This is a genomic window from Pedobacter hartonius (assembly GCF_900107535.1).
Lineage (GTDB): Bacteria > Bacteroidota > Bacteroidia > Sphingobacteriales > Sphingobacteriaceae > Pedobacter > Pedobacter hartonius.
The window spans coordinates 164756-179355 of the sequence record NZ_FNRA01000012.1; the positions used below are offsets into that span (position 1 = coordinate 164756).

The 14600-nt window shown below is 43.1% G+C and carries 12 protein-coding genes; 5 read left to right on the forward strand and 7 right to left on the reverse strand.

What is annotated here, in order from left to right:
* The first annotated feature begins 180 nt into the window (after positions 1–180).
* Together BLW16_RS18995 and BLW16_RS19000 are read left to right on the forward strand one after the other, a co-directional pair.
* Positions 181–1239, forward strand: coding sequence for a homoserine O-acetyltransferase family protein (locus tag BLW16_RS18995; RefSeq protein WP_090559447.1), 1059 nt, complete (start codon positions 181–183; stop codon positions 1237–1239).
* Positions 1239–2480, forward strand: coding sequence for a homoserine dehydrogenase (locus BLW16_RS19000; protein ID WP_090559448.1), 1242 nt, complete (start codon positions 1239–1241; stop codon positions 2478–2480). Before BLW16_RS18995 ends, BLW16_RS19000 begins: the two co-directional genes overlap by 1 nt.
* A 268-nt stretch (positions 2481–2748) precedes the next feature.
* On the opposite strand, the gene BLW16_RS19005 is transcribed toward BLW16_RS19000, so the two are convergent.
* From BLW16_RS19005 to BLW16_RS19015, 3 genes are read right to left on the reverse strand one after another with little or no spacing between them, the layout of a single operon-like run.
* Complete coding sequence (locus tag BLW16_RS19005) at positions 2749–4143, reverse strand: dihydrolipoamide acetyltransferase family protein (RefSeq protein ID WP_090559449.1); 1395 nt, start codon at positions 4141–4143, stop codon at positions 2749–2751.
* 56 nt (positions 4144–4199) lie between these two features.
* Positions 4200–5447, reverse strand: coding sequence for a competence/damage-inducible protein A (locus BLW16_RS19010; protein ID WP_090559450.1), 1248 nt, complete (start codon positions 5445–5447; stop codon positions 4200–4202).
* 8 nt (positions 5448–5455) lie between these two features.
* Positions 5456–8098, reverse strand: a complete 2643-nt coding sequence (locus BLW16_RS19015; RefSeq protein ID WP_245735383.1) for a putative LPS assembly protein LptD — start codon at positions 8096–8098, stop codon at positions 5456–5458.
* Positions 8099–8487: 389 nt separating this feature from the next.
* Here BLW16_RS19015 and BLW16_RS19020 point away from each other — a divergent pair, with 389 nt between their 5' ends.
* Both BLW16_RS19020 and BLW16_RS19025 read left to right on the forward strand, forming a co-directional pair.
* Positions 8488–9330 (forward strand): N-acetylmuramoyl-L-alanine amidase family protein, encoded by an 843-nt coding sequence (locus BLW16_RS19020; protein ID WP_090559452.1) that lies wholly within the window; start codon positions 8488–8490, stop codon positions 9328–9330.
* Between the two features lie 15 nt (positions 9331–9345).
* Positions 9346–10296: an MlaD family protein gene (locus BLW16_RS19025; protein WP_090559453.1), complete on the forward strand. Its 951-nt coding sequence runs from the start codon at positions 9346–9348 to the stop codon at positions 10294–10296.
* 136 nt (positions 10297–10432) lie between these two features.
* Here BLW16_RS19025 and BLW16_RS19030 read toward each other — a convergent pair whose 3' ends face one another.
* Genes BLW16_RS19030 through BLW16_RS19045 form a run of 4 tightly spaced genes read right to left on the reverse strand, consistent with a single transcriptional unit; the run spans position 10433 to position 13718 of the window.
* Positions 10433–11344, reverse strand: coding sequence for a ribonuclease Z (locus tag BLW16_RS19030; protein ID WP_090559454.1), 912 nt, complete (start codon positions 11342–11344; stop codon positions 10433–10435).
* Positions 11344–11733 (reverse strand): STAS domain-containing protein, encoded by a 390-nt coding sequence (locus tag BLW16_RS19035; RefSeq protein WP_090559455.1) that lies wholly within the window; start codon positions 11731–11733, stop codon positions 11344–11346. Before BLW16_RS19035 ends, BLW16_RS19030 begins: the two co-directional genes overlap by 1 nt.
* Before the next feature lie 32 nt (positions 11734–11765).
* Entirely contained in the window at positions 11766–12719 is a 954-nt protein-coding gene (locus BLW16_RS19040) for a phosphoribosylaminoimidazolesuccinocarboxamide synthase (RefSeq protein WP_090559456.1), read from the reverse strand.
* A gap of 36 nt (positions 12720–12755) precedes the next feature.
* The gene (locus BLW16_RS19045) at positions 12756–13718 is read right to left on the reverse strand and encodes a PhoH family protein (protein ID WP_090559457.1); all 963 of its coding nucleotides are present in this window, start codon (positions 13716–13718) and stop codon (positions 12756–12758) included.
* A 100-nt stretch (positions 13719–13818) separates the two neighbouring features.
* Here BLW16_RS19045 and BLW16_RS19050 point away from each other — a divergent pair, with 100 nt between their 5' ends.
* On the forward strand, positions 13819–14598 hold the full coding sequence (locus BLW16_RS19050) for an SAM hydrolase/SAM-dependent halogenase family protein (RefSeq protein ID WP_090559458.1): 780 nt from the start codon (positions 13819–13821) through the stop codon (positions 14596–14598).
* Positions 14599–14600: the final 2 nt, after the last annotated feature.

Here is a 14600-nt window from a genome sequence, read left to right on the forward strand (position 1 = left end):
TCCTGATACACGGGCTTTTGAATATATGTGTTGTTGCCTGAACTAACCTCCCATTGTAAACCCAACCGGAAGGTATTCCTTTTTCAACTCAGTCAACATGTCAACTCAAACAAATTCTATTACGGCTTTATGCATGTTTAAACACACAGCAACAGCCTCTCTATATAAAGATTTAGTATAATGTCATCAACAGCTATATATCATCACAAAAAGCCTTTTAAACTTGAAAACGGAAAAAAGCTTTCTGAACTTCAAATTGCCTATCAGACTTATGGCAGGTTAAATGCCAAAAAAAATAATGTAATCTGGGCTTGCCATGCTTTGACTGCTAATGCAGATGTGGCCGACTGGTGGAAGGGACTTGTAGGCGATAAATACCTGTTTAATCCTGAAGAGCATTTTATCATTTGTGCTAATGTGCTGGGCTCGCATTATGGCACTACCAGCCCTCTTAATATTGATCCGGTAACCGGAAATCCTTATTACCTTTCCTTCCCTGAGTTTACCATCCGGGATCTTGCCAAAGTACATCAGCTATTGGCAGACCACCTTGGAATTACAAAAATCAAGGTATTGATCGGCGGATCTTTAGGAGGTCAGCAGGCTTCAGAATGGGCAATTGCAAATACCATCACTATTGAAAATCTAATACTCGTAGCCTGTAACGCCTTCCAGACCCCTTGGGGAATTGCATTCAATGAAAGCCAGCGCCTAGCCATCAGTGCCGACCGCAGTTTCTACAGCCAGCAGCCTGACGGTGGAATGAAAGGACTTCAGGCAGCCAGAAGTATAGCCTTGCTTTCCTACCGTACCTATGAAGCTTATAATGCCACACAGGTGGAAAGTGTAAATGACAAGACGGGTGATTTCCGGGCTGCGTCCTATCAAAAATATCAGGGCGAAAAACTCTGCCGTAGGTTTAATGCCTACAGCTATTGGTACCTTACCAAAGCAATGGACAGCCACAATGTTGGCAGAGGACGAAAAAGTGTGGCCGATGCCCTGGCGGGAATCAAATCAAATACGCTGGTGATCGGCATTGAGAATGACTTCCTTTTCCCTGTCAATGAGCAGGAGTTCCTGGGAAAACATATTCCCGGAGCTGAGTTCCACAGCATCAAATCTGCCTACGGACATGACGGCTTTCTGATTGAAACAGACATTTTAACCAATATCATCGGGAACTTTTTGAAGGAAAGCGCAAATAAAAAAATTGTTAAACTGCATAAAATAGCATAATGAATAAGAAACTTAAAATTGGAATATTCGGTTTTGGAGTGGTGGGACAGGGATTGCATGACATCATCCGTGGTCAGGACCTGAACCTCGAGATCATCAAAATAGCAATAAAAAATCCTGATAAAAAGCGGAGCCTTGACGCTAAACTGTTTACTACAGATCATGATGAGATACTGAACAATGAAGAGATCAATACCATAGTTGAACTGATTGATGATGCTGATGCGGCTTTTGAGATCACCCGGAAAGCGCTGATTAATGGAAAACATGTCGTTTCAGCGAATAAAAAAATGATTGCCAATCACCTGGAAGAACTGGTTGAATTACAGGCAAAATATGGAACTTCCCTTCTTTATGAAGGCGCAGTTTGCGGCAGTATTCCTATCATCAGGAATCTTGAAGAGTATTACGACAATGAGTTGCTGCATGGAATAAGCGGGATATTCAATGGTTCATCAAACTATATCCTCTCCAAAATATTTAATGAGAACATGCCTTATGCTGATGCTTTAAAACAGGCTCAGGATCTTGGCTTTGCTGAAACAGACCCGATAATGGATGTTGGTGGTTTCGACCCAAAATTCAAACTGGCCATTGCCACAGCCCATGCTTACGGATTGTTCATCAATCCGGATAAGATCCTGAACATAGGAATCCAGAATCTATCGGAGCATGATATTCAGTATGCCAGGGAGAAGAATTTCAAGATTAAACTGGTACCTACCGCACGCAAGATCAGCACTAAACAGGTCGTAACTTATGTACTGCCAAAATTTGTAAAGTCTGATGATTTCCTTTTCAACGTTGAAAATGAATACAATGGTGTCACCGTTCAGGCTGCTTTTGCCGACAAACAATTTTTCTTTGGAAAAGGTGCCGGAGGGCACCCAACGGGTGCTGCAGTGTTATCCGATATTGCTGCATTGAGATACGGCTACAGGTATGAGTACAAAAAATACCACCAGAAAAACGGACTGATCCATACTGATAATGTGAACATTGAGGTATACCTGAGATACACACACGAATACACGGTAGAGAAACTCAAAATTGAAAATATTATAGAACGTTTCTCAAGAAATGACTACAAGTATGTCATTGGAAGTGTAAGCCTGAAATCACTTCTGGCAAATAAAGACCTGCTAGTACAGAAAGACGTGTTCATCGCTAATACAGGCCGTTTTACTTATACTGAACAACAGATCCAGGAAATTGCTGCTGAAGAAGTGCTGGTGCAATAGTCCCGTGTTTTCAGGAGGATTGTTTCTTAGTTGAACGCTTAATTGTTTATGCTTGCTTAGTTGATTACTTACTTCGAAAAGATCATCAATATGAAAGATGGATATATTATATCCATCTTTTTTAAGTTCCTCCTGGGGGATCTTCTATACCACCGTTCCAGGCAGGGCACTTAAATACACAGCTGTTCAAAATATCATAACTGCATTACAGATGTCTTATACTGGGATTAGTTTACAGTATGCATAGCATACTGAGTAACCAGGTAGATTAAATTTCCCTGTTCGCATCCCAGTTTTCCAGATAATCCGCAACTCTTCTTACGAACATGCCACCAAGCGCCCCATTAACCACTCTATGGTCATAAGAAAGCGAAAGGAACATCATATGGCGGATAGCAATTACATCTCCGAATTCAGTTTCGAGCACTGCAGGTTTCTTTTTAATCGTACCCACGGCAAGTATCGCCACCTGCGGCTGATTAATGATAGGTGTTCCCATCACATTTCCAAAAGAACCCACATTGGTTAAAGTGAAGGTACCATTTTGTGTGTCATCAGGTTTAAGCTTAGATCCCCTGGCACGGTTGGCAAGGTCGTTCACTGCTTTTGTTAAACCTACAAGGTTCAGCTGATCTGCGTTTTTGATGACCGGTACGATCAGGTTCCCATTGGGAAGTGCCGCTGCCATACCAATATTGATATCTCTTTTTCTGATGATGCTGGTACCGTTTACTGATACGTTGATCATTGGAAAATCTTTGATTGCTTTTGTTACCGCTTCAATAAAGATCGGGGTAAAGGTTATTTTCTCATTTTCCCGCTTTTCAAAATTCTTCTTCACCTTCTCTCTCCATACCACCATATTGGTGACATCTGCTTCAACAAAGGATGTAACATGCGCCGAAGTCTGTTTACTCATCACCATATGATCTGCAATCAGCTTACCCATACGGTCCATTTCAATAACCTCGTCACCACCACTGATGCTTACCGCAGGGCGTGCCACCTCAGGTTTTGCTGAAGGCGCAGTAAGGTTCTGTTTGTTTGTGGCCGGTTGTTCAGGGCTGACCGGCTGAGATGCAGACGGAGGGGCCGGAGCCGCTGAAGGCTGCGTGGTATTTTTGCGCCCGTTCTGCAGGTAGTTCAGCAGGTCATCTTTCGTGAGCCGGCCATCTGCACCGCTTCCGGTGATCTGGTCCAGTTCCTCAGTGCTGATCTGCTCCTGCGTGGCGATATTTTTCACCAGGGGTGAATAAAAACGATCGGATGTGGTCTCTTGCTGTTGAACAGCAGGTTGAGGCACTACAGTTTCCGGTAGCTGCGCTATACCAGGAATATTTTCCTCTGGTGTCGCAGCTGCTGCCGGTTCCGGCTCTGCGGGTGAAGGCTGCGCTTCCGCTACTGCAGGTTTGCTTTCCACTTCATCCGTTTCAATCAGGGCGATGACCGCACCTACCTGAACAACATCGTCTTCATTATATAACTGACTGATCAATTTTCCCGCCACTGGTGACGGTACTTCTGAATCCACCTTATCTGTGGCGATTTCTAACAATGTATCATCTAAACTGATCATATCACCAGGCTGTTTCAACCATTTGATGACAGTTGCTTCTGCAACACTCTCTCCCATTTTAGGTAATAATAATTCGTATTGTGCCATTTAGTTTACAGTAAATTTGGTATTTCCTATTGATTGCAAAAGTAAGGTTTTTACACCTAATTCACGTCTTCTTTCAGTAAATTCAAAACCATTGACAGTGCAGAGCTGGCAGAGCGCTCTATATTCTGTATTCTTTTGTTTCCAAAGCTGAATACCCTGGCGACTACCTTATTCCTGTTAGCTACTGCTATCCAGACGGTTCCGACAGGCTTACCCTCCGTCCCGCCATCAGGTCCGGCAATGCCGCTTACGGCAACGCTGTAATCTGTATTGAAATGTTTAATTGCTCCTTCAGCCATTTCCTTTACCGTTTGTTCGCTGACTGCACCATAGGTATTCAGCGTATCCGCCTTTACACCCAGCACAGATTCCTTCAGCTCATAGGAGTATGTCACGGCCCCACCGGCAAATACTGCGGAACAGCCGGGGTGTTTGGTAATCAGATGAGAAATGTATCCGCCTGTGCAACTTTCCGCAGTAGAAAGCGTCAGTCCTTTCTTTTTCATGATATTCAGAATGGCTTCTTCCAGTGCGATATCATCTTCAGCTACGATATAAGGTTTCAGTCTGGTGATGATCTGCCGGGCATAGATCTCCACTTCATCTTTTAACTGCTGTTCATCAGGCCCGCTGGTACTTAAACGCAGTCTTACCTGACCCAGTTTTGGCAGGTAGGCAAGTTTGATTGACGGGGGCAGGCTATCTTCTATGTCAGCGATTTCCTGCGCAAGAAATGATTCTCCAAGGTTAGCCGTTAATATAGTTTTGTGGTAGATGAAAGGCAGTTTGAACGACTTTGTCAGTCTCGGCAGGATCTCCTCTCCCATCAGATACATCATTTCAAAGGGCACACCAGGCATAGAGACAATGATATTTTCACCGTGTTCAAACCACATACAGGGTGCAGTGCCGTTCTTATTCTGGATCACGGTACAGCCCTCAGGAACATCGGCCTGCCTGATATTTGATTCAATCATCGGCCGGTTGCCGCGCTTGAATATGGCCTCTACGTTTTCGAGGACACCAGCGTCACGCCTCATCCCCATCTTAAAATACTTCGCCAGGGTGAATTTAGTAATATCATCCTTTGTAGGGCCAAGACCGCCGGTAATCAGTATTACGCGGGCTCTTTTCTCTGCCCTGGACAGTGCTTCTGTAATATGGTCAGCATCGTCTGATACAGAAGTGATCTGCTTTACTTTAATGCCGATCGCATTCAGTTCTTTTGCCATCCATGCAGAATTGGTGTCCACAATCTGGCCGATTAATATTTCGTCACCTATGGTTATGATCTCAGCTAACATAAAATTCTTTAAAAACGTGTATAATAAGCCTGTTGCTTGCTCAGTTTCAGATCCTGCAAGATTGATGCCTTAACTTTGATCGTCAGGTTATAACTTCTGTATGTTCCAATCGGTATCCAGTGGACACTCAGGTCCCAACAGTGAAGGTCCCTGTAGATGGAGAATGATGTTGGCGACAGGCCACTCTCTTTAAAGTCCCATCCTGAGGTAAACTGAATTTTCCATTTTGGAGTCGCGTTAAAGTCGCCGTTAAAGTTCAGCGTATTTGTTGTGGTCGAGTTAAATGCGGTGCGCGGTTTGCTGTAATCAAAACGGTAAGAGAATGTAAAGTTCCAGGGAATATTAAAATCCACAAAGGCATTCGGATCATTGCTCACTTCCTGCAATTGTGCGGCCTGCTCAGGCGTCATCCCTGCTTTCTGCACCTGTTTCGTCGCATTGTCTACATTCTGATTGTGTGCTTTAAATGCTTCAGCATTTAAACTATAACCGAAGGAGAAACCAAAACGGGTTAAGCTGGGTATCGTATACCGGTCGACCATTTTACGCACCTTTTCCGTGCTACTGATAAGTGAATCCTTTACGGCATACGGACTGAATGAACCGTCATAGGTAAAACCCAGTTTATCAGTAAACTGCGAACGGCCGCTGAATGACAATTCTGACAATTTGAATGACGGTGATAAAAAGTTATAGGAACCGTTGATACTTAAACCCTGGATGATCGGGATCTTTCTTGTACCGCTGCCTGTGGTGTCTTTTGCAGAATACACTTTGGCTTCCACGGTATTGTCAATTCCGAAACTGATACTTCCGCTTTCCCCCTCTGCCGGGCCTCCGTAGGTTGTACCCTGAAAGATAGAGTAACGTTTGGTCCTGTTGTAGATCTCATCACGAACAGGTGTTCCATCCTGGTACAAGAGATCTTTGTAATAGCCAAAGGACGGTTTTGAAAAGTCGGGCCTGTAACTCGCGTTCACACTTGGTGTGATCACCCATCTTATGGCCTTTAAGTTCCCCAGGTTTTTAAATTGTGCGGTATTGTAGACCTTGGTAGACAAACCCATATTGATACTGTACTCACCTGAGCGGTTAAATCCGTCAACCGTATCCAGTACCGTACGATAGGGCTGAACGATACCGTTCTGTACAACTCCCTTGATAGCAACCTGCCTGGTAGACTGGAACTGCCATTTTTCCAGATAGTTGGCTCCTGCTGTAAAATTGAAATACTTAAAGGCTGTAAAGTTTACTGATATCGGAACCGTGTGCTGGAAACCATTACTGAGGTGGTTCAAACTCTCCTGTTTAAACAAAAGACTGTCTTTCGTGCTGATCGAGTTCGTTGCTACTACGCTATACCCGACAGTGATCTTCTGATACCACTTCTGATCACCTACCCTTTTCTTGGAATCGAAAGGGCTGAAGGTAGGAACGTTCAGGCTGAACGAGGGCAACACGATATTTACATCCTTTGAAAGCGTATTCTGACTGTGCGTTGCCGCCAGTGAATAGTTGATGCCATTGGAGAAATTCCTGGAATAACTGATACCTGAAGACAGGATATTTTCAGTGATCGCCTGGTAATTATAGGAATTGTTACCTGCAGTATTGGTATTGTAACCGCTGGTCTTAATGTTTACGTTCGCACTAAAGGTGGTTCCCGGTTTGGCATTTGCATCCTGGGTATGTACCCACTGGATGCTATAATCCTTTCTCGGTGTATATTCAGGGGTTCCTTCCACCCCATACCGGTTACTGGCATAGTCCAGCTTGATATTACCGGTGTATTTATAGCGCTTTTTATAACTTGAGGTTACGGATGTGCTATAGGAACCCCTGGTGTAAATGGTCCCCAGAAATTTCGCATCCCAGTAATCGTTCAGAATGAGATAATATCCACCGTTCTGAAAGTTGAAGCCCCTTGTGGCATCGTCACCGAAGGAAGGAATAATCACTCCTGAATTTTTCTTGTTTGGTTTTGGAAAAAAAGCGAAGGGTAATCCCAATGGAAGCGGGATATCCTCGATTTTCAGGTAAACTGGGCCGGTAATGATCTGTTTATCAGTCACAATACCTTTGGTGATAAACAAGCCATAATGCGGATGCGGCAGGTCACAGGTACTGTAGGTTATACCTTTCACATTGATTTCATTATCGGGTTGCTTTTTACTTTGTCCGCCGGAGAAAAATCCGCCTTCCTGCTCAGTAAAAGTATTGAATACTGTTCCCTTGCCCGATTTGGTGTTATAAAACAGCGAATCTGCAACTGATGAGCCTTCCTTTTCCATCTTAAAGATGGGCTTTCCTAGGTATTTATTACTCTTGGTATCTTTCCTTCCGCTGGCAAATATGGTATTGGTTTTTGAATTATAGGTAATATAGTCGGCATCCAGCTCAAAAGACTGATAGATCACCCTCGCCTTCCCATACAGATAAATAATGCTTTTGTCCTTGCTGAACTTCGTGGAATCCACGGCAGAGTATTCTATCTTTTCCGCACCGGCCTTGATTACTTTTTTGGAGGTATCCTGAGGAATTACGGCAGGTTTTTTGGTGGTATCCTGCTGCTGAATGACCTGCATTGACGAAAAAGTGGAAGATGCAAACGCAGAATGACCGGCAAACACCAGTAATGCGATTGAGCTCAATAAAATAACAGTCTGTAAGAATCTCAAATTCGTGAATGAATGTAACAATTGCACTAGTGTTTATCCCAAAACGCTCAAAATTAATGAAAAATATAGCATTGCCGGGAGCAAATCCTGTTTTGCTAAAATATATTTATTTCTCGTTACATAAATATAAGATTATCAGATGATTATACGTTAAAAATATTTTGAGTTGACACAAATATTCCGGAAGGTTTAAGATCCTGAAAGAGAATACAATTTAAGCGTTGTGCAACAATTCAAACTAAAAACTTAATTATACTATCTTTGTTCGCAGTAAGGCAGTATAACGGAATAATCTGTCCTGCAGAACGACATAATTTATTGTAAAAAACATAAAAAAAAACAGCATAAAAATAAAGAGCTAAATGATACTGAAAAGAAATATATTCCTGCTGACGCTTTTTTTTGTCTTTACACTGCAAAATGCTTTTTCACAGGGATATAGAGTAAAAACTATAGTGATTGATGCTGGTCATGGTGGTGATAAACCCGGTGCGGCAGGAAGTTATTCGAAGGAGAAAAATATAGCTTTGCAGGTAGCACTTAAATTAGGCAGGAAATTTGAAGAGGAAATGCCGGGAGTAAAAATCCTGTATACACGCAAAAGGGATATCGATGTATCCTTGTATAAAAGAGCGGAGATCGCAAATAATGCCAAAGCAGATTTATTTATAGCCATCCATTGTAATTCCATGCCGGATAAAAGAGTAGTTACAGGTTACACCAAGAGAAAAGGAAAAAAAACAGCCCGTTACAGCTATGTAAAAGACAAGTCGACAAGAGGGGTTGAAACATTTGTTGCAGGGAGCCACCGCTTGCATGAACAGGACGGGGCGATCCGGGAGAATGCGGATATCAGCCTTGAAAAGGATTACAAAAAGAATTACGACGGATACGATCCGAAGGATCCCGAAACATTTATTATACTATCTTTGTTTAAGAATGTGTACAGAGACAAAAGCTTAAGATTGGCGAAGCTGATCCAGAACAATTACACAAAAGAAAACCACCGGATGGACAGGGGTGTAAAAGAACAGGGAATTTTAGTCCTGCAACGATGTGGCTTGCCTTCTGTACTCACCGAAATAGGATTTATTTCAAATCCTACCGAAGAAGATTACATGAATTCTGCCAGCGGACAGTCGGAAATTGTGAACGCAATTTTTAAGGCTGTAAAGACCTATAAGAAACAAACAGAAGTAAATTAGTAAATCATAGCATAAGTGAAAATAGCAAACGAAACCAAAGTAGGCATACTAGCGGCCTTTTCCATCGCCGTATTAATCATCGGATATAACTTTCTGAAAGGTAATTCAATTTTTTCAAGCGAAACTGTATTATATGCCAGATACTCACGTGTTGACGGACTGGGTGTATCAAAACCAGTACTGATCAACGGATTCCAGATCGGCCGGGTTGACAAACTGGTTTTGCAGCCTAATGGTGAAATTGTAGCTACACTGAAAATCAAAGGCAAATATGATATTCCCAAAAACAGCGTGGCCAGACTTGAAGGTACAGACCTGCTGGGAAGTAAAGCAATCGTTATGGCTTTGGGCACGGGTAAAGATTTCGCCCAGGATGGTGATACACTGAACTCAAACGTAGAGAAAAACCTGATGGAAGCCGTTCAGCCGGTACAGAAAAAAGCGGAGCTGATCATTGGAAAAATGGACTCCATCCTGACCAGCGTGAATACGATCCTGAATCCTGACTTCCAGAAAAATGTAAATAAAAGTTTCAACAGTATTTCTGCTACGCTGGCTTCCCTTGAAGGAACCTCTAAAAAGGTAGACGGATTAGTGGGAACAGAAGGAAAACGAATTGCAGCGATCCTCGCCAATGCGGAGTCTATCTCAGGAAACCTGAAAAACAACAATGCCAAGATCAACGCGATCTTAAACAATATCAACACCATTACCGATCAGGTAGCTGCTGCTAATTTTAAACAAACGATAGATAACGCAAACAAAGCCGTTACAGATCTGCAGGGCATCGTGACCAAAGTAAATGATGGTAAGGGCACACTGGGTTTACTGGTGAACGATACCAAGATGTATGATAATTTGAACAATGCGTCTAAAAACCTGGATAACCTGATCATAGACCTGAAAGAAAATCCAAAACGTTATGTACACTTCTCTGTATTCGGAGGCGGTGGAAAGGATAAATAATAAATTTCATGCATCCGGAGGGTGACGATATAAAAAAGGGGTGCTGCTTTTCGTTTGAAAGCAGCACCCCTTTTTTATATCGTCAATTATTTTTTCGCAGGCAGTATCTCCTTTTCCGGGATAAGCTGCGATGCGGTTAAATGCTGTAGGTATTTCCTTCCAGGGCCAGCTCAGTATTTGCAAATACACCTGAAGCTTCTTCCAGCAAGGGAAGCAGCGTTTTATATCTCGAAGAAAAATGCCCGATCAGCAGCTTGCCTGCCCCAACATCCTTCGCGATAGATCCTGCCTGTAAAGCGGTAGTATGATGGGTCATATTGGCCCTGTCCAGCAGCTCATCCAGAAAGGTGGCTTCATGATACAACATGGTACAATTGCGGATACTGTCCAGGTAACTGCCGTCCGCTAGTGTATCCGAACAGTAGCAGTAACATTTCGGAGCATCCGAGTCTATGGTATAGTCTGCATTGGCAATGATCCTGCCGCCGGGCAGTTCAAGGTCAAGCCCCCTCTTTAATAAGGGATAGTATTCCAGCGGAATATTGTCTGCTTCCAGTTTTTCTGAGCGCAGTTTACGCTGGCGTTTCTTTTCAGTGAATTTAAACCCGGTAGTAGGAATACGGTGGTTGAGGATAATCGTTTCAACAACCATGTCCTGGTTTTCAAAGATTTTTGCCGGGGCATCAGCGGTTGTGGGTATAAAATCAATCTCATACCTCAGTATGGTATCAGAATACCGGAACTGCATTTCCAGGATCTCCTTCAGCGGAGGAGGTGCAAATATCTGGAAAGGCTTGATGCGCCCGTTGAGGTGCATGGTAGAAAGCAGGCCAATTAAGCCAAAATAATGGTCACCATGGAGGTGGCTGATAAAAACGGCATCTATCTTACTGGCTTTCAGGCCGAATCTGATCATCTGCTGCTGCGTACCTTCCCCGCAGTCAATCAGGTAGATCTTTTCATTACAATTTAGAAGCTGTGCTGTTGGATTTCTGTTAAATACAGGAGTAGCGGAACTACTCCCTAAAATGGTAACCTCAAATTTCATTAATTTTTCTGATCAAAACTCCCTAGTAATTCCTTCTCTATTTCTTCCATGAAGATCAGATCTTCAGCTTCTTCCAGCTGGCTTACAATATTTAACGACTGGTCAATAGAAGACATTTCCAATAACTGGGAAATGCATTTCGTTATGCCTGTAACAATGAATAAGCCTTTTGCTTTTTTGCATAAGCGGTCCCCCACCAGCAGACAGCTCAGGTCCTGTGAGTCGTCACATGCAGACACTACAGACAGGTCCAGAACTATATTACAGTATCCTTCAGCATTCAATAAAATGAATTCAGATTTTAACCTGGGGGTATTATCCGCGGTAAGGCGGGGTTCATCTAATCTGAGGACAACATACTTTTCGTGTTTATCAACTGAAAATTTCATACTTCGCTATTTGATGCTAACAAATTAAGAATTTAATTTGATAAAAGTGTAGTCAGACTCTTTAAAACATTTTGCTCTATTCTGTCGGGGATATCATCCTGTTCATTCTTCACAAATTTATCGCCTGTGATCTGTTCATAGAGTTCTATATAACGTTCAGAGATAGAATCCACAAGTTCCGGCGTCATTTCCGGTACTGTTTGTCCGTCTTTTCCCTGAAAACCGTTATCAATCAGCCATTTTCTTACAAATTCCTTTGAAAGCTGCTTTTGTGGCTCATTGGTATCCTGGCGTTCCCTATACCCCTCGGCATAAAAATAACGCGATGAATCCGGCGTATGGATCTCATCGATCAGGAAGATCTCCTCTCCAACCTTGCCGAATTCGTATTTCGTATCCACCAGGATCAGCCCTCTTTCAGCAGCCATCTCTGTTCCCCTTTTGTAGAGGGCGAAAGTAAATTCTTCCAGCCTGTCATAATCCTGGATCGAGACGATGCCTCGGGCTAAAATATCCTCCCTTGAAATATCTTCATCATGACCAACATGCGCTTTGGTTGTCGGGGTGATGATGGGCTCCGGTAACTGGTCATTTTCCTTCAGTCCATCCGGCAGTGCCACACCGCAAACACTGCGTTTACCTGCACTGTATTCTCTCCAGGCATGTCCTGCAAGATAACCACGAACTACCATTTCCACTTTAAAGGGCTCACAGATCCTTCCGATAGTCACCATTTCATCAGGCACGGCGATCACCCAGTTCGGAACAATATCAGCCGTTGCTTTTAAGAATTTGGCAGCGATCTGATTGAGTACCTGTCCTTTAAAGGGGATAGCTTCAGGAAGCACCACATCAAATGCAGAGATCCTGTCAGTCACCACCATCGTCATCAGACGGTGATCAATCGTATATACGTCACGTACCTTACCTTTATAGAAATTGCTCTGTTTTGGAAATTTAAAATTGGTTTCTTTTATTGCTCTCATGTTGTTGATGGATCACATCAATTTATTGTTTAAAAATTACTGTATATCTCCGTAGGCTTTCAAAATCCTCTTCACAAGCTTATGCCTGACTACGTCTTCTCCGGTCAGATAAATAATATCGATGCCCGGAATGTCATCCAGGATACGCAGGGCATTATGGAGGCCGGACATGTTTTTCTTTGGTAAATCGATCTGCGTTACGTCACCGGTAACAATGAACTTTGCCGACGGGCCCATCCTTGTCAGGAACATCTTCAGCTGCAGGTCGGTTGAGTTTTGTGCCTCATCCAGGATCACGAAACAATTGTCAAGCGTCCTTCCGCGCATAAACGCCAGGGGTGCAATTTCAATCGTCCTGTTCTCCAGGTACAGTTTAAGTTTCTCAGCGGGAATCATATCGTCCAGGGCATCATATAGCGGACGAAGGTAAGGATCTACCTTTTCTTTCAGATCTCCCGGCAGAAAGCCCAGGTTTTCTCCTGCTTCCACTGCGGGCCTGGTGAGGATGATCCTTTTGATCTCTTTATTTTTCAATGCCCGCACAGCAAGTGCTACGGCAGTATATGTTTTACCGGTTCCGGCAGGGCCTATTGCAAAAAGGACATCATTCTTAACGATACTGTCCACCATGCGGCGCTGGTTAGCTGTCCTGGCCTTGATCATTACGCCGTTGTTACCGAAGACGATGACCTCCCCTCCTCCGCCATTCACCTTTTCAGGAGCAGCATCGGCAGATTCAGCCATATGTTTGATCGCTAAAATTGACTCTATCTCACCTGTATTCAGCGAACCATATTGTTCAAGATGTCCTATTAATTTGCCGAACTTCTTATCGAATAATTTCTGCTCTTCCTCATCACCTAACACCTTAACTTCATTGCCTCTGGCAACTATTTTCAGCTTTGGAAATGCACGTTTGATCAATTCATAATGCTCGTTGTTCGAGCCCCAGAATTGTGCCGGATCTACTGTTTCTAATGTTAGTTTAAGTTCGTTCAAAATATTGTTTTTTGGATAGAGGTGTATATTTTGATTTAAATTTGAATATTTGTAGGCGATTACCGCATACGCAAGAATAAGAATAAATATTCAATATTTAATGGCCATTATCACTTTAACAACAGATTTAGGTTCCAAAGATTTTTATCAGGCTGCCCTTAAAGGCAGTATTCTGACGATCTTACCTACAGCTACTATTGTTGATATCACCCATGAAGTTCCTTCGTTCAATATCTCTTATGCGGCCTTCGTTTTAAAGAATGTATACCATTATTTTCCTAAAGGCACTGTGCATCTGATAGGTATAGATTCTGTGTTCAGTGAGAATACAAAATACGTAGGGCTAAAATACCAGGACCATTATTTTGTTGGTGCCGATAACGGAATCTTTTCTCTCCTTTTTGAAGGAAAACCGGATGAGATTGTGGAGCTGAATATTATGCAGGACCTTAAATATTTACACTTCCCGCTGGTAGACATTTTTGTGAAAGCAGCAATTCATCTTGCCAAAGGCGGAAAACTGAAAGACATTGGCCTGCCCACCGGCGGCATTGAAGAGCGGACGCTGCTGAACCCGGTTATTGAGAAAGACATGATCAGGGGGAGCGTGATCTATATCGACACCTTCTGCAATGTCATCACCAATATTACCAAAGAGCTATTCACCAAAATACAGCGTAACCGCGACTTTACCCTTTACTTCAGGAAGAGTGAAACGATCACCCAGCTGAGCTGGCATTACAATGAAGTCCCTGAAGGCGAAAAACTGTGCCTGTTCGGGATCAGTAACCACCTGGAGATTGCCATCAACAAGGGAAAGGCGAGCGGGTTACTGGGCTTACATCTGAGTGATATTGTCCGTATCCAGTTTCACTCCTGATT

What these genes read in the sequence shown, in the direction of transcription:
- BLW16_RS19030 (WP_090559454.1), bottom strand. Translation starts at nt 11,344, where the DNA reads ATGAAATTTGAGGTTACCATTTTAGGGAGTAGTTCCGCTACTCCTGTA.
- BLW16_RS19040 (WP_090559456.1), bottom strand. Translation starts at nt 12,719, where the DNA reads ATGAGAGCAATAAAAGAAACCAATTTTAAATTTCCAAAACAGAGCAAT.
- BLW16_RS18995 (WP_090559447.1), top strand. Translation starts at nt 181, where the DNA reads ATGTCATCAACAGCTATATATCATCACAAAAAGCCTTTTAAACTTGAA.
- BLW16_RS19050 (WP_090559458.1), top strand. Translation starts at nt 13,819, where the DNA reads ATGGCCATTATCACTTTAACAACAGATTTAGGTTCCAAAGATTTTTAT.
- BLW16_RS19035 (WP_090559455.1), bottom strand. Translation starts at nt 11,733, where the DNA reads ATGAAATTTTCAGTTGATAAACACGAAAAGTATGTTGTCCTCAGATTA.
- BLW16_RS19010 (WP_090559450.1), bottom strand. Translation starts at nt 5,447, where the DNA reads ATGTTAGCTGAGATCATAACCATAGGTGACGAAATATTAATCGGCCAG.
- BLW16_RS19005 (WP_090559449.1), bottom strand. Translation starts at nt 4,143, where the DNA reads ATGGCACAATACGAATTATTATTACCTAAAATGGGAGAGAGTGTTGCA.
- BLW16_RS19020 (WP_090559452.1), top strand. Translation starts at nt 8,488, where the DNA reads ATGATACTGAAAAGAAATATATTCCTGCTGACGCTTTTTTTTGTCTTT.
- BLW16_RS19000 (WP_090559448.1), top strand. Translation starts at nt 1,239, where the DNA reads ATGAATAAGAAACTTAAAATTGGAATATTCGGTTTTGGAGTGGTGGGA.